The organism is Oceanobacillus massiliensis str. N'diop (assembly GCF_000285495.1).
GTDB lineage: Bacteria > Bacillota > Bacilli > Bacillales > Amphibacillaceae > Oceanobacillus > Oceanobacillus massiliensis.
Genome location: NZ_HE610978.1, coordinates 406,509 through 425,620, shown reverse-complemented (window position 1 = coordinate 425,620; position 19,112 = coordinate 406,509). Strand labels below are relative to the sequence as shown.

The window sequence follows — 19,112 nt, the reverse complement described above, 5'->3', positions numbered from 1 at the left end:
AAGTAATTACCACCTTTGAACTCTGCCTGTGAAATAGCAGTAATGGGCAGCGTATCGTCTGCGTTAAAGATTAATGAAGCCGTATTTATACGGGAATTAGGGTGGAACCACGATGTATCCAACGCTCGTCCCTTTGCATGAAGTGCAGAGGGGTGGGCGTTTTTTAATTTGTATAAATTTGTTTATTGGTTAAAGGAGAGATTGAAATGGCAGAAGAAATTAAGATTGTATTTCCTGATGGCGCCGAAAAAGGATTTGCCGCTGGAACTACGGGAGAAGAAATTGCGGCATCCATATCTCCAGGATTAAAAAAGCAGGCATTGGCAATTAAACTGGATGGCGAGCTTGTCGACTTGCGCCGTGGACTTGATCATGGCGGCAAGATTGAAATCATTACCTATAAAAATGAAGAAGGACTGGAAGTGGTTCGTCACTCGACAGCCCATCTGCTTGCCCAAGCAATCAAGCGTCTGTACAAAAACGTTAAATTCGGTGTAGGACCCGTTATTGAAGAAGGGTTCTATTATGATATCGATATGGAAGATACACTCACACCGGAAGATTTGCCAAAGATTGAAAAGGAAATGAAACGCATCGTCGATGAAAATCTGGAAATTAAGCGTGTTGAGGTATCCAGGAACGAAGCAAAAGCAAGGTTTGAAGAAATTGGTGATAATCTGAAGCTGGAACTGATTGACGCGATTCCGGAAGATGAGCAGGTAACCATTTATGAGCAGGGTGAATTTTTCGATCTCTGCCGGGGCATTCATGTACCTTCCACAAGCAAAATCAAGGCATTTAAGCTGCTCAGCATCTCTGGTGCATACTGGCGCGGCGACAGCAATAATAAGCAGCTGCAGCGGATCTATGGTACAGCGTTTGAGAAGCAGGCGCAACTGGATGAGTATCTGCGCATTCTTGAGGAGCGCAAGGAACGCGATCATCGAAAAATAGGTAAAGAACTGGATCTGTTTACCGTTTCCCAAAAGGTTGGCCAAGGGCTTCCGTTATGGCTTCCTAAAGGTGCTACTGTCCGGCGCAATATTGAACGCTATATTGTCGATCTTGAAGAACGTTTAGGTTATGACCACGTATATACACCAGTATTGGGGAGCAAGAAACTGTATGAAACAAGCGGACACTGGGACCATTATCAGGATGACATCTTCCCGCCTATGGAAATGGACAATGAAACGCTGATATTGCGTCCGATGAACTGTCCGCATCATATGATGGTCTATAAAAATAATTTATGGAGTTACCGACAGCTGCCTGTACGTATTGCTGAGCTAGGTACTATGCACCGCCATGAGATGAGCGGCGCACTTGCAGGCCTGCAGAGAGTGCGCGGCATGACACTGAATGATGCACATATCTTTGCTCGTCCGGATCAGCTGAAAGAGGAATTTATTCGTGTAGTTGAATTGGTGCAGCGAGTTTATAAGGACTTTGGCATTGACGATTACTATTTCCGTCTTTCCTATCGTGATCCGGAAGATAAAGAGAAATATATCGATAATGATGAAATGTGGGAAAAAGCACAGGCAACATTGAAAGAAACGATGGATGATATGAAACTGGAATATGTGGAAGCAGAAGGGGAAGCAGCGTTTTATGGTCCTAAACTGGATATACAGGTGAAAACGGCGCTTGGAAAAGACGAAACGCTATCGACTGTTCAGCTTGACTTCCATCTTCCGGAACGCTTTGATCTGACTTACATTGGTGAGGATGGGAAAGAACATCGCCCAGTCGTCATTCATCGTGGCGTAGTTTCCACAATGGAACGCTTTGTTGCCTTCCTGATTGAGGAATATAAAGGTGCATTCCCGACGTGGCTTGCTCCTGTACAGGTGAAAGTGATTCCTGTATCGCCACAGGTTCACCTTGATTATGCGAAAAAAGTGGAAGAGGATCTCCGCCTGAACGGTATCCGGGTAGAACTTGATGAGCGTGATGAGAAGATCGGTTATAAAATCCGTGAAGCACAGACACAGAAAATACCGTTTGCCATCGTGCTTGGAGATAAGGAAATTGAGGAAGGCGCTGTAAACTATCGCCGCTACGGGGAACAGAAGACAGAAACGGTTTCCTATGACGAATTTAAGGCATTGATAAACAAAGAGATTGCCGAGAAGAAATCACATAGCTAGGTTCTATTACGGGAAATACTGCAGCATATGGAAGGGAAAGTCCTCCTTTTATATGCTGCTTTTCCTTTTTACGCTTTTCTTTTTAGGTAAAACGTGTTATTGTATTCCAAGTAACGATGTATATCAGGCACATATAAGACTTATTTGACATATGTTTATGATGATGGTATACTTATAAAGTTGAAAAATTAAATGATCTGAAGACAAGTAGAAGCACCCGCTTCTCACCTGATTGACGCCGAAAGGGCAGTTAACTGGTTCCAACTCTTTTTTATAAGTTATTGGAGACGTGTGGGTGCATCATGTACCGACACTTTTTTAATTCACAAAAAATTGCTTGTCAATGATAGATCAGTATCAAAAATATTTGGAGGTGGCTGGCTATTAGCAAGGATATGAATGTCAATGAGAAGATTCGTGCTAGAGAAGTACGACTTATCGATTCAAATGGTGATCAGCTTGGAGTTAAAACACGTCAGGAAGCATTGGAAATTGCAACAACACGCAACCTGGATCTAGTAATGGTTGCTCCAAACGCAAAACCGCCAGTGTGTCGTATCATGGACTATGGTAAATTCCGCTTTGAACAGCAAAAGAAAGAAAAAGAAGCACGTAAGAAACAAAAAGTAATCAACGTAAAAGAAGTTCGCTTTACACCTGGAATCGGCGATCATGATTTTGAAACGAAATTGAAGAACGCTCGTAAATTCCTTGAAAAAGGCGATAAAGTGAAAGCCGCGGTTCGTTTCCGTGGACGTGCCATTACGCATAAAGAGCTTGGCCGTGAAGTTTTAGATCGCTTTGCTGATGAAGTGAAAGATATCGCAACGATCGAAACAAAACCAAAAATGGAAGGCCGTAATATGTTTATGATGGTCGCTCCAATCAACGAAAAGTAATTAATCATTTACTGGATGAACAATCAGTAAGAGGAGGAAATTATTATGCCAAAAATGAAAACTCACCGTGGTTCTGCTAAGCGTTTCAAAAGAACTGGTTCCGGAAAATTAAAAAGATCTCATGCATTTACTAGTCACATGTTTGCAAACAAATCTCAAAAGCAAAAACGTAAGCTGCGCAAAGGTGCAATAGTGTCTTCGGGCGATTATAAACGCATCAAAGCAATGCTGCCAAAATAAGCAAAAAAAATTAACGATTAAATTCGGATTTACAATTGTATAAATTGTACTAGGAGGGAATTATTATGCCACGTGTAAAAGGTGGAACAGTAACACGCAGACGTCGTAAACGCGTCCTTAAATTAGCAAAAGGTTATTATGGTTCAAAGAGAACTCTATTTAAAGTTGCAAAACAGCAAGTAATGAAATCAGGTCAATACGCTTATCGTGACCGCAGACAGAAAAAACGTGATTTCCGTAAACTATGGATCGCACGTATCAATGCTTCTGCACGTTTAAACGATATTTCCTACAGCAAATTAATGCACGGTCTAAAACTTGCAGGAATTGACATCAACCGTAAAATGCTGTCAGATCTAGCAATCAATGACGAAAAAGCATTTACACAACTAGTTGGTCAGGCTAAAGAAGCTCTTAAATAAGAACGTAAAGCAATGACCGCATTATTATTTGATTTATTTTGAAGGGCCGAATCCAGATTGAGTTTGGATTTGGTCCTTTTTATCAAGATATGATTACATAGTCAAAGAATAGGAGAAAACCATGGAAGAATTTAATTCAGTTATAATGTATCTTATCGGTGTAAACATTGTTGGTTTCCTGCTGATGTATATTGATAAGCAAAAGGCAATTAAAAAGAAGTATCGGATACCGGAGCGTACATTCTGGGCATTGGCCATCCTTGGGAGTGCATTAGGGACCTATGCTGGCATGAATTTGTTTCGGCATAAAACAAAGCACCGTTCGTTTGTAATTGGTATGCCAATCTTCATTATCATCAATGTTATCTCGTTTACCTATATTTTCTTTTTTATGTCATAAAGGCTCGTCTCATGTCATATACATGTACCGAAAGACATAATTCTGCCGCTGGGATTTTTAATTGCTTGTAGGGACGGAGGAGGTGGATTATGGAGTTTTTCGGAAACTATCTTATGACGTTTATCGAGATGGGAGGCTTGTTTTCACCACTGCTGTTCATTGTGTTTCACCTATTGCGGCCGATGCTGTTTCTTCCGGTAGTATTTATCTGCATCTCAGGTGGAGTTCTTTTTGGACCTGTAGCAGGCAGTGTCTATTCGATCATCGGAATAACACTGTCCAGTATTCTGTTCTATACAATGATTGGCTGGATGCCGAAGTCGCTAAATCGTCTTATTCAAGTAAAGCAAAAATTGATGGGGAAGCATTCTGAATTGACTACCTCGCAGGTCACATTGCTCAGGCTCGTTCCATTTATACATTTTCATCTTCTGTCTCTTTGTTTGATTGAGGTTTCATCAGGTTTCAAGGAATATATGAAATCATCTTTTTTATCCAACATTCCATTTGCTTTGATTTATACGTCTATTGGCGGTTGGCTTTCACATCTTACCCCTTTCTATATCTTCGCTTTTCTGATTGTCCTGTTACCATTCATTTATATCTTAAGAAGGAAGGAAATCATTATTAAATGGCAGGATTTCTTTCCGCTGCACGAAACGCAAAACACCCGTCTATGAAACAATAGAGGGGTGTTTTTGCGTTTCAATCTATCTCTGTGAGAATAAGCTTATCGATCGGATGCTTCCATGTGATTTTGGCATACGGATAGTGAAGCAGAATTTCTCTCTCCAGGTAGTATAGGTCATCTCTCGTGAATCCGCGGAGCTCGAGAGGATCGCGGACCGTTATATGAATGTCAACGACCTCAAAGGAATCCTCGGTTGTTCCAAGATACTTTTCACCTTCAAAGAGGCAGCTTTTATAGACAAGCTGCAGATTTTTCTTATTATCATCTGTATCGTCGAGGAAAAAGAATTCATTGGAGTTCTTAGCAATCATCAGCCGTCTCTCTGGATTTTGAATATATCTTATCCCCGTATAGACGAGGAGAACCAGTGCAATAATAATCAACACACGAAATAAGATTACGATCATTCCATCGTCCTCCTGTTTGTCCTATTTTTTATTCATACGAATCAGAAAATGCATAGGTTTCACTTTTTTTAAAATTTCATGATACAATTAAATAAAGGTACTGTATATAAGGCTGGTTTTCTCTTCAAGGTAATGGTAAACGGTACACAGAACCAGAGTATGCTTGCTTCGCTGAAAGCGGCTACCGCAGCGGAAGTGCGCAATTGCTGTTATGTCACAGTCCATGATCGGATTGGACAAAACTGACTAAAGAAAAGAATACAGGTGGTGAAAATTTTTGAACTGGGATCAATTATTTACAATGCAAAAGCAACTGGATACATATATTGAAAACAATCATGATTTGAGAGGGGTAGACATTTTTCAAGAGAAATATTTGGCTTTACTTGTGGAAATAGGGGAACTTGCCAATGAAACAAGATGCTTTAAATTCTGGAGCAAGAAGCCCGCAAATGAGAAATCGGTCATTCTGGAAGAGTATGTCGATGGCGTTCATTTCATTCTATCACTTGGGCTAGAGAAAGGTTTAAGCTATCGTTCAGATAAGCTTGAAGCTTCTTCCAACAGCGAAACAGAACAATTTAATGAAGTATTTGCAGCAGCGGTCCAATTCAAGGGCGAAGCGACCCAGAACAACTACAATCTCCTTTTTGGAAAGTTTCTTCAGCTCGGCAATATCCTCGGTTTCACAGAATCGGATATCCAGCATGCATATATGAAGAAGAATGAGATAAATTATGAGAGGCAGAACACTGGATATTGATGGCAGCAATAACCAAAATGGCTAATGAATAGATAAATAGGAGGCAATACATATGGATGAAACATTGACAATGCTTAAAGATCTAACGGATGCAAAGGGCATTCCCGGAAATGAAAAAGAAGTAAGGGAAGTATTTGAAAGATATATCAGCCCGCTTGCTGACGAAATGAAGATGGATAATCTTGGCAGTTCCATTGCGAAAAAAATCGGTAAGGAAGATGGTCCAAAAATTATGATTGCAGGTCATCTGGATGAGGTTGGCTTTATGGTCAGCCGGATTGATGACAAAGGTTTTATATACTTTCAGACAGTAGGCGGCTGGTGGAACCAGGTTATGCTTGCCCAGCGTGTTACCATTATGGGGAGCAAGGGAGATGTGACTGGAGTGATTGGCTCCAAACCACCGCATGTCCTATCGGCAGATGCAAGGAAAAAGCCATATGAAATCAAGGATATGTTCATTGATATTGGGGCATCCAGCAGGGAAGAAGCTTTGGAATTCGGTGTAAAACCCGGTGATTCTGTTGTACCTTATTTTGAATTTACTCCGTTAAAAAATGAGAAGCTTTTATTGGCGAAGGCCTGGGATAACCGGATTGGACTCGCGATTGCTATTGAAGTGTTAAGACAATTAAAAGACCAGGAACATCCTAATGTGGTTTATGGTGTAGGAACAATCCAGGAAGAGGTTGGCCTGCGCGGGGCAAAAACTGCTACCCATACGATTCAGCCTGACATTGGATTTGGCGTTGATGTCGGGATAGCAGGGGATACACCTGGAATATCGGATAATGAAGCAGACAGTAAACTGGGCAAAGGACCGCAGATTGTCCTATATGACGCTTCCATGGTATCGCATAAGGGGCTTCGTGACTTCGTAGTCAAAACGGCAGAAGAAAACGATATTCCATATCAATTTGCAACCATTGCTGGTGGAGGGACAGATTCAGGTTCCATCCATCTCACTGGTAATGGAGTTCCTTCATTATCCATCACAATTGCAACGCGCTATATTCACTCACATGCAGGAATTCTCCATCGCGATGATTTTGAAAATGCAGTGAAGTTGATAGTCGAAGTGATTAGAAAGATGGATTCAGATACAGTGAAAAGCCTAGTATTGGCCTAATATTTATTGACCAGCATAATGATATGCTGGTCTTTTTTTGCAAAGGAAAAAATGTCTCTAAAAGCCAGTTCCGCGGAGATTCTGCTATATTGCCAATTTGCCCGGTATTATCAAGAACAAAAATGATTGATCCTAATTGACAGCAACACATTATCATGCTATATTTATAATTAATTAAAGATATCTTAATTAAAGTAAATGTACTGGAGGAATATCAAATGAATAGTATACAAGGAATGCACCATGTGACTGCGATTACAAGCAGTGCCGAGAAAAACTATGAATTTTTTACATTTGTTCTTGGAATGCGATTAGTTAAAAAAACAGTGAATCAGGATGATATCCAAACGTATCATCTTTTCTTTGCAGATGATGAGGGGAATGCCGGGACAGATATGACCTTCTTCGATTTTCCGGGGATTCCAAAGGGAGTCCATGGAACGAATGAAATCTCCAGAACATCTTTACGTGTACCAAGTGATGCTGCATTAGCGTATTGGGTGAAACGATTTGACCGCCTGGAAGTTAAACACTCCGGCATAAAGGAACAATTCGGGACTAAAACATTACCATTTGCAGACTTTGATGATCAGCAATATCAGTTGATATCAGATGAAAACAATTCAGGCATTGCATCCGGTACGCCATGGAAGAATGGACCTGTTCCATTGGAATATGCGATCACTGGCCTCGGACCTATTTTTGTCCGGATTGCCCAATTCGATTACTTTAAGGAAGTGCTTGAGAAAGTCCTGCAATATAAAGAGATTGCAAAGGAAGGGTCCTTCCACTTATTTGAAGTTGGTCAGGGCGGGAATGGTGCCCAAATCATTGTGGAGCATAATACCGTTATGCCAATGGCTAGACAGGGATATGGAACAGTGCATCATGCAGCACTCGCAGTGGAAAATCGTGCAGAGCTTGACCAATGGATGGAACGTATGCACAGCTTTGGATTTCAGACCTCTGGATTTGTCGACCGCTTCTTCTTCGGGTCCTTATATTCACAGATTGCACCACAGATCCTGTTTGAGTTTGCTACAGTCGGACCGGGATTTATGGGGGACGAGCCATATGAAACGTTGGGAGAAAGTCTATCATTACCGCCATTCCTGGAACCAAAACGCGATAAGATTGAAGAGCTTGTTCGCCCAATCAATACCATCAGAAGTACCATTGAATTCGAAAAAGAATATGAATGAGCAAAAAGCGCAATCCCGTTAGAGGGATTGCGCTTTTGTTAGGATTAGGCTGTCCTGAAGTGCCTTTTCTGCATGAAAAATGGGAACCGGGTTGAGGAATTCCTTGCATCTTTAGGCAAGATAGGAATTCATTACTTTGGAAACATAATTCTGGGTTTCTTCAAATGGAGGAATACCCTGGTATTTTTCCACATTGCCTGCTCCGGCATTATATGCGGCAAGTGCCAGCTGAATATTGCCATCGTAGCGGTTGAGCATTTGAGCTAGATATTTAGTCCCGCCATTTATGTTTTCACGTGCATCATAGGAATTGGCCACGCCAAGACCGGCAGCGGTCGCGGGCATTAGCTGCATTAGCCCCTGAGCACCTGCAGAGCTTTTTGCCATAACATTGTAATTCGATTCGTTTTTGATTACTGCATGAATAAGATTTTCATCTACACCATATTGCTTGGAGGCATCAGAGATAAGCATATCAAATTCTGTATCTGGAATCGGATTAGCAGTGACTGATCCTGAAGCAGGACCATCTATCGGATTTATAAATGAATTTATATAAGAAGTGTTATGTTGTATTGACGAATTTACATTTGATAGTCTCTGGGCTTCGTTGATTTTTTCGAGTAATAATTGCTGAAACGATAAACCAATAGATCCAGAAGCTCCAGACATGCTTGCAGAAGCGGAGTTGCTTGTCATGCCAGACATTGCTTGATATTGCATCATCTGCTGTATATTCCCTATTTCCATCTGACATCGCTCCTTTCCATATTTATACATCTTATTTTACGACTATTCCTGTGGATAAGCAATACTAAAATGTGACAACATGTTTACCAGCAGCCTCCAGGATCTCTTTATAGAATAAATCATCCCCAATGCATAAAACGCGGTCACAGAGACTGCTGATTTCATCAACATCATGTGACGTGTAGATAATGATCTTATGATGCTCTTCTGCTAGGTTTTTAAGGTAAGCTGCAATCTCTTTCCGTGATTTTAAATCGATTCCTGCTGTCGGTTCATCCAAGAGCAGTACCTGTGGGTCGTGTATAAGACTGATAGCAAGGTTTAGCTTGCGCTTCATGCCGCCAGATAATGTATTTACGGTTTCCTTCCATTTCTCCAGATTCATGTCGAGACAAAGCTGCTGTAATTGCTGCTTATCTTTTGTTATCCAGGACAATTTTTCGAAGAATATCATGTTTTCTTCAACCGTTAAGTCTTCCCAAAGTGCAATATCCTGGGGGACGAAGCCAATCTGCTTGCGGATATTGCTGTTACTGCTGCTGTAGGCATGGCCGTTAAGAAAAATCTCTCCATTTGTCGTTTTTTTCAAGGTGGCCAGAATATGGAGCAAAGTAGATTTGCCTGCACCATTTTCCCCGACCAGCCCGACGATTTCACCGCTATGTACGTTGAAGGACAGGTTTTTCAGTATTTCTTTTTTTCCATATGATTTCGTTAGCGATTGTACACTAAGCATTCCATTTCTCTCCTTTAAAAAACCAAATACTCGTGATAGAGAATAAAATCAGCAGCCATGGATTCCAAAACTCCTGACTTAAAAAGGGATGGAGCGGATTTATGTGAACAAGCCAGTTCAATCGGCTTGTCAGTCCCTCGACTGGCAGTACAGCACCACTTGCAATGGTCAAAAACAATACAATGGCAAAACTGATACTGTAATATAAATATACATTTTTAAAAAGCAATGCCAGCAGAAAAGATCCTATACTGCATAGTAAGCGAAACATAGCCATGGCAGCGAGAAACCCCCAGCTGAAGGTTTCGTCAAGAAGTATCCGAAAAGCTATGACAGCCAACAGATCAAACAGTAATTGCATCATTATATAGAAGCCCAGATTCTGTAATAGGTAGCTTTTATGGGTAAAACGAATAAAGGCAAAGCGCGGCAGGAGACCGGAATTCTTTTCTTTGATGATCCAATCGGACAGCATCAGGGAAGAGAGAACGCTGAAAATTGCCCATAGCCCCCAAATATTCCATAGAGTAAATTCATTATGATGCTGTGCGTGGCTATTATCTGCAAAGGAAAAGGCTGTTCGGAGCAGGTTCTCGTTTTCCTGGACGTCCTGTATCTTCGCAATGATTTCAGAATAGGTAAACGGACTACCCTTTTCCAGATTTTCGGCGAGCGTAATGATAGTATGGGCTGCCCGTGATTTCCCAGCATCCTGCTGTACATATGACATAACCATTTCGCTTACAGGTGTATAGGCAAATGACAGGTTAGATCTATAGCCTGTAATCAAATGATTGCGGGTTCCTCTCTGGATCTGCTCCGCATAGCCCTTTTCCACTATGAAGGCACTGTCAAGATCATGGGTTTCAATCATCGTGCGGGCCTGCTGTTCAGTCACTTTGACCACTTCTATCAATGGGGAATCCTGCAATGATTCTGCAAGTTTCTTAGCCATGGAAGTATGCTCCTCCATCACAATCCCTACCGGTATCTTGCTATCCTCCTGAATGGAGCTTGTGATATGAATGATAATAACCGTTGCAATAATTGGCAGCAGCAGCCAGAAGAGCAGGGATCGCCATTGTTTCTTCAGAAGGGTCCATCGTGTATGGATAATCGATATCATATCGCTGCACGCTCCTTCCAAAGTGAGATGCCGCAAAGTATCAAGAAAACCGCAGCATTCATTAACAATAATGGAGTAAAGTCGGCATAGAGTCTGTCATGCAGTATAATTTCCTGCAGCCAGTAAAGCCCTTCATGGAAAAAGAGATAAGGAAGGAGCTCTTGAATCCATAATGGGTAATAGATGACAGGAACGATAGAGCCGCTCAGAAGCAAGGTAATGATGGTCAATAGTGACTGGGCCAGCAGTCGAATCCTTTGGGAATCAAACAGTGATTCCAGAATGCCAAGGCTAAGGAGAAAACAGCTGCTGTAAAGTACAGTCACCAATGAAATCCTCACATAATCCTGCAGCACAATGTCAGCTTCAAAAACAGAAGAAAGAAAAGATAATGACAATATGGAAAAGAGGCTGCAGGTGGCTAATGTTACCAAGATTTTTGCCAGGATCTGATGTAAATCTATTACACCGTATAGTCTCATTCTGCTTTTCAGACGGACTGGATTTTCTTTTGTGAGCAATTGATAGATAGATAGCATCCAAACGGTTGTGATAATATACCACCCACCCAGAAAGAAATAGGAGAGCGGGGAAGAGGTAGCCATGTTGGATATCTCTTTTTGATTGATTACTTGCTCACGGCCAAGCGCATAAAATAAAAATTCCTGGAATTGCTGGTAAACAAAATCATTGCGCGCTTCATCCTCCATCCCGAGGTCTTTGGCATAATAATTAATCGTCAGAATATTGGCCTGTGAGGCGCCTATATGCCTCGTTACACTCTCAATCAGCTCATTGATCATATAACTCTCGATTGGCTGATCCGGATTTCCGACAATTGGCAATTCTACAGATTCCCCCTGATAAAGATGATTCGTGAAATTTTCAGGAAAAATGAGGTAGGAGCTGATTTCATTTTTGGTGATTGCGTTTTTCGAATCGTTTTCTGTCATATTTTGTATGGTAAGGTAGGAACCTAATTGTGAAGATTCCTCTATTAATTGAGTGACCAATTTCGTTTCCGAAGACTGATCATGGTCAACAAGCCCTATCTTAATCGGATCCTGTTCAGAAGGGGAGAACAGGGTGATGATGATGACTGCAGCAAGGCCGACAATGACTGCAGGGAAAATGAAAAGAAGAGGAAGTGATAACCACTTCCTCCTAAGCTGCATTAGATGATTTTGGGTGAATAAGAATAGCTGCTTCATGAAATGCATCGTGACACACTCGTTTCTTATGTGAATTAAAGAGATAGCAAACAATTTAAGTCAAACGTTTTCTTTGCGGCAGTTTTAGGCAATGACGATTGAATCCTGCTTTAGAATCCCAATCCTCCGCCGGCCAGTATGCCGAATAGCCATTGCTGGAAGCTTGGTGTTATGTCGTTTTCGATATATTGCTGTATTTCATCTGCAGACATGCCGCCAATATTTTTGACATTGTCTTCACTAAGTGACTCTACTGAATCGATTGTTTTGCCTTCGCTAATAATATTGAATGAGATCATATCCTGACTGATATCGGGAGTCTCCAATGAGAAGTTGTGTTCCGAATTCATTTGGTCATTTTCATAGCTGGCATTCCCGCTCCATAAGAGGCTTCCGCCGCCGCTGGTCGGTTCCTGAAGTGTAAATGTCCTGTCGAATTCTCGTGAGCCATCTTCAAGCGTTTCAGAACCCTCATAGGAAAGCTCAAGATCTTCCATCGCTATCTTGATAGAGTCTTTTGCCTGATCATCCTCCCAGTTCAGGTCTCCAGCAAGATTCACCGTGCCATCTGAATAAGCATCAGAGAAAGAGAAATCATAGTTAAAGAATTGATTGGTCTCCGTCAGCAGCTGCGAACCTTTTATCGTAAACAAACCCAGTTCTTCAGCAGTTGGCCCCATCTCGATAGAGAAATCACGCTGCACTATCTTATCATCATGTATCCATAGAGTTGATTTCAGACCATCCGGAATACGGAAGTCTTCCAGTCCAGTTTTCATATCTGCAATCGCCGTGTCGAAATCAGAGATTAATGTATCCAGGTCGTTTTGCATATACATCGTATTGCCGAATTGCTGTGCAGCAGCCTGTTCCTTGATGATTTCTTTTAATCTATCATCATTTTCCATCTTGTCCAGAACAGTCTTCATTATATCCTTCAGCTCCTGCTCACTTAAATCAAGGGCAATTTTTTCGGCCGAAATCGATTGTTCATTAACGTCAATCGTTTCATCACTGCTAGTAAAGGCTTCTTCTGGAAGTTCATCATAGATCAGTTTCATATATTCTTCCTCCAGGTATTCCAGATCCTCTTCAGGCAGTACACCCTGGGCAGAATCGAAGAGACTTTCGAGGTTAAGTGTTTCTTCCCCAGTAAACAGGTTTGGGTCAATGTCCTGCAAAAGTGGGCCGAGATCTTCATCGTTGAACTGAAGGACTTCTTCGATGAATGGCAGACCAAGCATTACTTTCTCTTCATCCAAAAAGAATTCAATATCACTTACTTCCATACCGCCTATATTGGCAGAAAGCCCAGTATACAATTGTCGGTTCTGCATATCAGACTGTGCATCAATGGTGATGCTGGAGTTATTGATAAACATTGCTGGGTCCATTCCATATCCAGTAACTGCTGCCGGGTCATTATAGGATCCGGAAAGCTCGATTGTCGAAGCAGTCTTTTCTTGTTGTGTCTTTTCGTACCAGTCCAATTCAGGCTGATAGCGATTTTCAAATTGATCCGTCATGTATTCCAACGTATTTTTCTCTGCAAGAAAGTAAGATGCCTTTGGCGACGCATTCAGGTACATAAAGGCTGCAGCACTGCCGCCGGCCAATACGATTACACCTGCAATAAGTGCAATAATGCCTTTGGATACCCCTTTTTCTTTTGGTTATAACCAGATTCTACCACAAATTTTCCCCTCTCTTTTCCTTCGTTTTAACAAGTGTATTATAAATTTCTGTAACATATAATAAAAACTGTTTCAATTTTTTATATCATTTAAAAACTTAGTAGTCAAATTGGGCTACATTTAAATCGGTTTTTAGGATGGGAAGGGAGAGGGGATGCAGCAATACTGTGTTTGGAAGAAAAAAAGGATGGCTGCCGGAACAACCATCCTTGACATTATTCATCTGTTAATGAGCATCAGGTAATTGCTTAACACCTTGCTCCAGTGCATCAATCATTTCTTTTTTATCTTCTTCAGCGGATTGCTGCCAGATTAATTCAAAAAGCACACCAAGCCCAGGAAGCATTTTTTCTTCACCATTTTGAATGGCATCCACAATTGTTGCTTCCAGCTGCTGCTGATCGTTTGTGGCAATGTTGGAATAAATCGCTTTTCTTAAATTTAGATCCATCTAGGACACTCCTTGTCATTTTATAAACTAAAGATAGTTTGACCAAGGGTGGCTAAAATATGTATGATACAGATAGAAATAATGGATAAGGATGAAAAATATGATTACCTCAGTAAAAAATGAAAAAATAAAAGCCTTGAAAAAACTGCATAAGCGTAAAGAGAGAACAAATAGCGGAACATTTATTGTGGAGGGTTTCCATTTATTGGAGGAAGCGTCAAAAAGTGATTGGACGATAGTAGAGATTATTGCACAGGAGGATATCAAACTTCCCGATTGGACAGAAGCATATCGAGTTGAACGAGTAAGCGGAAATGTCATGGCATATATTTCACAAACTCCTTCCCCGCAAGGCGTTCTTGCTATTATGGAAATCAAAGAACCAAAGGACCGCAATGGCGACCATTTTCTCATCATTGATTCCATACAGGATCCCGGTAATCTGGGAACAATCATCCGTACTGCCGATGCAGCGGGTATGGATGGAATTATTATCGGTGAGGGCACTGTTGACCTTTATAATGATAAAGTGATCCGTTCCACACAGGGATCCCTTTTCCATATTCCCATCTACCATGCAGAACTTAAAGAGGAAGTGGAAGTCCTTAAACAGGAAGGCTTTTCGGTATGGGCAACCGCTCTATTGAATGCAGTCAATTACAAAGAAGTCTCACCTAATGGGAAAGTGGCGATCATCCTTGGAAATGAAGGTGCCGGTGTACAGCCGGAATTGATAGAAATTGCCGATCAGTCGGTGACAATACCGATCTATGGAAGGGCAGAATCGCTTAATGTCAGCATTGCGGCCGGAATCCTGATGTATCATTTGAAAAGATAATGTTGCAACCATGCAAAAAATTAACTATAATGTAGATATTATATGGAAGCGTAGAAGGAGCCTGTCAGTGTATTAAGAACGATGCAGGGAGGAAATGTCTCGACTGAAAGCATTTCTATCGTATCAAATACTGACCATTCACTCTGGAGCAGGCACTTGGACCATATAGCTAAAGCGAATGCTTCTCATTAGCTATATGTAAAGGTGTTCCGGATGCAGATCCGTTATCAGATTTGAGTTGGACAGTAGCTGTATGTCTTTTGCATGCACAAAGCTGTCAACAAGGGTGGTACCGCGAAATAATAGCCTCGTCCCTTTTTAGGGATGAAGGCTTTTTTTATTTACATAATTTCAAGGAGGAATGAAGCAATGAAAGAACAATTGGAGGCAATTCAGGCAGAAGCACTGGAAAGAATTTACCAGACAGAGGATATGAAAGAACTTCAGGATATTAAAGTGGCATACCTTGGTAAGAAAGGCTCCCTCACTGGTGTATTGCGCGGTATGGGGAAATTATCCAAGGAAGAACGTCCCGCAGTTGGAGAAATTGCCAACCGGGTGCGGGAAGCAATCACCGTTTCCCTTGATGAAAAAACAGAAAAGCTGGAGCAGGCTGAATTGGAGCAGCAATTGCAGGCAGAGACGATCGATGTTACGCTGCCAGGCCGACCGGTAAAGGTTGGTGGTTCCCATCTTTTGACAAATATTGTAGAGGAAATAGAGGACCTGTTTATCGGTATGGGCTATGAAATTAGAGAAGGTCCGGAAGTGGAGACCGATTTTTATAATTTTGAAGCACTGAACCTGCCGAAGAACCATCCGGCACGCGATATGCAGGATACATTTTATATTACCAATGAATTGTTGATGCGTACTCATACATCACCTGTACAAGCACGTACGATGCGAGAATTCAAAGGGGAGAAGCCAGTAAAAATGATTTGTCCCGGCAAGGTGTATCGCCGTGATACAGATGATGCAACCCATTCCCATCAGTTTACGCAAATAGAAGGTCTATATGTCGATAAAAATGTGCGTATGAGCGACTTGAAAGGGACGCTGGATGCATTTGCCAAGAAAATGTTCGGAGAAGACCGTGAAATTCGTCTGCGTCCAAGTTTCTTCCCGTTCACAGAGCCATCTGTTGAAATGGATATTTCCTGCAAGGTATGCAATGGAGAAGGGTGCAATGTCTGCAAAGGAACAGGCTGGATTGAAATCCTTGGTGGAGGAATGGTCCATCCGAGAGTACTTGAAATGGGAGGATACGATCCTGAAGAATACAGCGGATTTGCATTTGGAATGGGGCCGGAGCGGATTGCCATGCTCAAATATGGTGTGAATGACATTCGTCAGTTCTATACAAATGATATCCGATTCCTTAAGCAATATCACCACGCATAAGAACATTTCAAAGAGGAGGAAGCTAAAGATGTTAGTATCATATAATTGGTTGAAAAATTACGTTGATCTTGGAAATCTTACGCCTGAAGAGCTTGCCGCAAAAATTACGAAGTCCGGCATTGTAGTTGAAGGTGTGGAATATGTAGCAGAAAAAAGTACGGATGTGGTCGTCGGCTATGTAGAGTCATGTGAAAAGCACCCAAATGCCGACAAGTTAAATCTCTGTCAGGTGGATGTTGGTGATCAGAAACTGCAGATTATCTGTGGTGCACCAAATATTGCTCGAGGACAGAAGGTCGCTGTTGCCAAACCGGGTGCAGTGCTGCCGGGAAACTTTAAGATTAAAAAAGTGAAATTGCGAGGAATTGAATCCAATGGAATGATTTGTTCTTTGAAGGAGCTTGGCATTGAAGAAAAATATGTCCCGGCTGAAATTGCTGAAGGGATTTTTGTGTTCCCATCCGATGCGGTTGTCGGCGAAAGTGCCGAACAGCTGCTTAATTTGAACGATGCCATTCTGGAGCTGGATGTACTGGCAAACCGTGCCGATGCTCTTAGTATGCTAGGTGTCGCATATGAAGCGGGTGCCATTCTGAATCAGCCGGTCAAATTGCCTGATGTGGCTGTGAACATAACAGAAGAATTGGAAGCAGAAGATTTTGTTTCTGTAGAAGTAGAAGCCGCCGATCTGAATCCCTATTACGGTGCCTTCGTCATTAAAGATGTGGAAATCAAACCATCACCGCTATGGATGCGAAATTATCTGATGGCTGCTGGCATCCGTCCAATCAATAATGTTGTTGATATTACAAACTATGTGCTGCTGGAATATGGTCAGCCATTGCATGCTTTTGATTATGATAAGTTCGGATCGGATAAGGTTGTAATCAGACGTGCTGCAAAGGGTGAGAAAATCGTTACACTTGATGAACAGGAACGCACCCTGACAGAGGCAAACCTTGTGATTACAAATGGAACAGAACCGGTTGCATTGGCAGGCGTTATGGGCGGAGCCAGCACTGAAGTTACAGCTGAAACAAGAAATGTATTGCTGGAAGCGGCGTATTTCGATTCCGCGTCTGTAAGAGGAACTGTCAAGCAGACGGGGCTGCGAAGCGAGTCCAGTACACGTTTTGAAAAAGGAATTGATCCAAACAGGGTCAAAAATGCTGGTATCCGTGCCGCACTGTTAATGCAGCAATATGCAAATGGTAAAGTTGCTGCAGGTACAGCAGAATTCGATCAGTTGGATCGCAGTGAAAAAATAGTTGAAGTAGATACTTGGCGTATCAATGACCGCCTTGGCACGGACATGTCTGCAGATGATATTGCCCTTGTCCTGACAAAACTAAAGTTTGATTTTAAACAGGAAGAGAATATATTTACTGTCCAAGTGCCGACACGACGCGGCGATATTGGAATCTTTGAAGACATGCTTGAAGAAGTCGCAAGGATTTACGGTTATGACAATTTACCATTCACACTGCCGCAAGGTGAAGCACAGGCTGGGGCATTAACACTTAGACAATCGCTGAAGCGAAAAGTGAATAAATACATTCAAAGCACTGGTCTGTCAGAAACGATGACTTATTCGCTGACAGATGCAGCAAATATAGACAGATTGATTTCACCAGAGATCAAGGAAAAGGCAGTATCACCAGTTTCTCTAGCAATGCCGATGAGTGAAGAACATAAATATCTTCGTCAAAGTGTACTGCCGGAAGTTCTTCGTGTACTCTCCTATAACAATGCGAGAAACCAAGCGAATCTGGGTTTTTATGAGGTGGGAACTGTCTTCGTTTCAAGTGAATCAGAGATAAGCAAACAGCCGGATGAGAAATTGCGTCTTTCAGCAGCACTAACAGGCAAATGGGTTGACCATTCCTGGCAGCAGGAAAAGAAAGAAGTTGATTTTTACGTTGTAAAAGGTATCGTTGAAGGACTGTTTGATTACTTGGAACTTGACGTGGCTTTCCGTCAGGCAAAACTGGCCGATATGCATCCGGGGCGCAGTGCAGTACTGGAAATGAATGGGCAGACAGTTGGCTTTATCGGACAAGTGCATCCTTCCCTTGCAAAGAAACTTGACCTGAAAGAAACCTATGTAATGGACATCAACCTGGAAGCAGTATTTGAAGCGTTTGAGGATGTGCCTTCCTACACTCAGATTCCGAAGTATCCTTCCGTTGCCCGTGATATTGCTTTTATCCTTGATGAAGGAATCCATGCTGGGGATGTGAAAGAACTGATTGAGTCAGTTGGTGCGCCGCTTGTCAATAAAGTGGAAATCTTTGACGTATATCAAGGTGCAAATCTTGAGGAAGGCAAGAAATCAATTGCCTATAGCCTGCTCTATCAGCATCCGGATAAAACATTGAAGGATGATGAAGTGGAAGAATCATATCAGCATATCCTTCATGCAGTAAATGAAAAATTTGGAGCGTACGTAAGATCATAATAAATAGGCATTCTCCTTGGGGAATGCCTATATTTTTAGTGGGAGAATAATCGAAATGCATTGCAGATGGTGTCTGTAAGGAGTGGAGACAGCAAATTGCTTTACTGTCTGCAGAAATAGAAAAAGCATAAGCAGGCC

20 protein-coding genes and 1 other annotated feature are annotated in these 19,112 nt (G+C 41.8%); of the genes, 13 read left to right on the top strand and 7 right to left on the bottom strand.

The genetic code is table 11. The features are described 5' to 3' along the window. The first annotated feature begins 206 nt into the window (after positions 1-206). The 6 genes from thrS to OMHG_RS12015 all read left to right on the top strand — a co-directional run bounded on the left by thrS (position 207) and on the right by OMHG_RS12015 (position 4,794). Entirely contained in the window at positions 207-2,153 is a 1,947-nt protein-coding gene (thrS, locus tag OMHG_RS12040; RefSeq protein ID WP_010651117.1) for a threonine--tRNA ligase, read from the top strand. A gap of 199 nt (positions 2,154-2,352) precedes the next feature. Then, positions 2,353-2,479, top strand: a sequence feature (ribosomal protein L20 leader region). Positions 2,480-2,548: 69 nt separating this feature from the next. Beyond that, the gene (gene infC / locus OMHG_RS12035) at positions 2,549-3,052 is read left to right on the top strand and encodes a translation initiation factor IF-3 (RefSeq protein WP_010651116.1); all 504 of its coding nucleotides are present in this window, start codon (positions 2,549-2,551) and stop codon (positions 3,050-3,052) included. Positions 3,053-3,097: 45 nt separating this feature from the next. Then, a complete protein-coding gene (gene rpmI / locus OMHG_RS12030) occupies positions 3,098-3,292 on the top strand; it encodes a 50S ribosomal protein L35 (RefSeq protein ID WP_010651115.1) in 195 nt (64 codons plus the stop codon). 65 nt (positions 3,293-3,357) lie between these two features. Next, entirely contained in the window at positions 3,358-3,714 is a 357-nt protein-coding gene (gene rplT / locus OMHG_RS12025; RefSeq protein WP_010651114.1) for a 50S ribosomal protein L20, read from the top strand. A gap of 121 nt (positions 3,715-3,835) precedes the next feature. Then, positions 3,836-4,114, top strand: a complete 279-nt coding sequence (locus OMHG_RS12020) for a DUF1294 domain-containing protein (protein ID WP_010651113.1) — start codon at positions 3,836-3,838, stop codon at positions 4,112-4,114. A gap of 89 nt (positions 4,115-4,203) precedes the next feature. Beyond that, a complete protein-coding gene (locus OMHG_RS12015; protein WP_010651112.1) occupies positions 4,204-4,794 on the top strand; it encodes a TVP38/TMEM64 family protein in 591 nt (196 codons plus the stop codon). Between the two features lie 25 nt (positions 4,795-4,819). Here the strand turns inward: OMHG_RS12015 and OMHG_RS12010 are convergent, their stop codons facing one another. Next, positions 4,820-5,212, bottom strand: coding sequence for a hypothetical protein (locus OMHG_RS12010; RefSeq protein ID WP_010651111.1), 393 nt, complete (start codon positions 5,210-5,212; stop codon positions 4,820-4,822). Between the two features lie 78 nt (positions 5,213-5,290). On the opposite strand from OMHG_RS12010, the gene OMHG_RS18360 reads away from it, so the two are divergent. From OMHG_RS18360 to OMHG_RS11995, 4 genes are all read left to right on the top strand, one after another. Beyond that, positions 5,291-5,458: a dsRNA-binding motif domain-containing protein gene (locus OMHG_RS18360; protein WP_154648234.1), complete on the top strand. Its 168-nt coding sequence runs from the start codon at positions 5,291-5,293 to the stop codon at positions 5,456-5,458. A 31-nt stretch (positions 5,459-5,489) separates the two neighbouring features. Further along, a complete protein-coding gene (locus OMHG_RS12005; protein WP_010651110.1) occupies positions 5,490-5,975 on the top strand; it encodes a dUTP diphosphatase in 486 nt (161 codons plus the stop codon). 52 nt (positions 5,976-6,027) lie between these two features. Further along, positions 6,028-7,104 (top strand): M42 family metallopeptidase, encoded by a 1,077-nt coding sequence (locus tag OMHG_RS12000; RefSeq protein ID WP_010651109.1) that lies wholly within the window; start codon positions 6,028-6,030, stop codon positions 7,102-7,104. Positions 7,105-7,322: 218 nt separating this feature from the next. Next, a complete protein-coding gene (locus tag OMHG_RS11995) occupies positions 7,323-8,306 on the top strand; it encodes a ring-cleaving dioxygenase (protein ID WP_010651108.1) in 984 nt (327 codons plus the stop codon). A 111-nt stretch (positions 8,307-8,417) separates the two neighbouring features. On the opposite strand, the gene OMHG_RS19250 is transcribed toward OMHG_RS11995, so the two are convergent. The 6 genes from OMHG_RS19250 to sspI all read right to left on the bottom strand — a co-directional run bounded on the left by OMHG_RS19250 (position 8,418) and on the right by sspI (position 14,274). Further along, positions 8,418-9,056 (bottom strand): lytic transglycosylase domain-containing protein, encoded by a 639-nt coding sequence (locus tag OMHG_RS19250; protein WP_010651107.1) that lies wholly within the window; start codon positions 9,054-9,056, stop codon positions 8,418-8,420. Positions 9,057-9,120: 64 nt separating this feature from the next. After that, entirely contained in the window at positions 9,121-9,792 is a 672-nt protein-coding gene (locus OMHG_RS11985; protein WP_010651106.1) for an ABC transporter ATP-binding protein, read from the bottom strand. Further along, the gene (locus OMHG_RS11980) at positions 9,785-10,918 is read right to left on the bottom strand and encodes an ABC transporter permease (protein ID WP_010651105.1); all 1,134 of its coding nucleotides are present in this window, start codon (positions 10,916-10,918) and stop codon (positions 9,785-9,787) included. The genes OMHG_RS11985 and OMHG_RS11980 overlap by 8 nt, the downstream gene beginning before the upstream one ends. Then, a complete protein-coding gene (locus OMHG_RS11975) occupies positions 10,915-12,093 on the bottom strand; it encodes an ABC transporter permease (protein ID WP_161603063.1) in 1,179 nt (392 codons plus the stop codon). The genes OMHG_RS11980 and OMHG_RS11975 overlap by 4 nt, the downstream gene beginning before the upstream one ends. Before the next feature lie 146 nt (positions 12,094-12,239). Next, on the bottom strand, positions 12,240-13,745 hold the full coding sequence (locus OMHG_RS11970) for a DUF6583 family protein (protein ID WP_010651103.1): 1,506 nt from the start codon (positions 13,743-13,745) through the stop codon (positions 12,240-12,242). Positions 13,746-14,049: 304 nt separating this feature from the next. Next, positions 14,050-14,274 carry a small acid-soluble spore protein SspI gene (gene sspI, locus OMHG_RS11965; protein ID WP_010651102.1) on the bottom strand — a complete coding sequence of 75 codons (225 nt, stop codon included), beginning with the start codon at positions 14,272-14,274 and terminating at the stop codon, positions 14,050-14,052. A 100-nt stretch (positions 14,275-14,374) separates the two neighbouring features. Between sspI and OMHG_RS11960 the strand changes: the two genes are divergently transcribed. The 3 genes from OMHG_RS11960 (at position 14,375) to pheT (ending at position 18,974) form a co-directional block, all read left to right on the top strand. Further along, positions 14,375-15,112 carry a TrmH family RNA methyltransferase gene (locus OMHG_RS11960; protein ID WP_010651101.1) on the top strand — a complete coding sequence of 246 codons (738 nt, stop codon included), beginning with the start codon at positions 14,375-14,377 and terminating at the stop codon, positions 15,110-15,112. A 369-nt stretch (positions 15,113-15,481) separates the two neighbouring features. Beyond that, on the top strand, positions 15,482-16,516 hold the full coding sequence (gene pheS, locus OMHG_RS11955) for a phenylalanine--tRNA ligase subunit alpha (protein WP_010651100.1): 1,035 nt from the start codon (positions 15,482-15,484) through the stop codon (positions 16,514-16,516). A gap of 28 nt (positions 16,517-16,544) precedes the next feature. Next, positions 16,545-18,974 carry a phenylalanine--tRNA ligase subunit beta gene (gene pheT, locus OMHG_RS11950; protein ID WP_010651099.1) on the top strand — a complete coding sequence of 810 codons (2,430 nt, stop codon included), beginning with the start codon at positions 16,545-16,547 and terminating at the stop codon, positions 18,972-18,974. Positions 18,975-19,112: the final 138 nt, after the last annotated feature.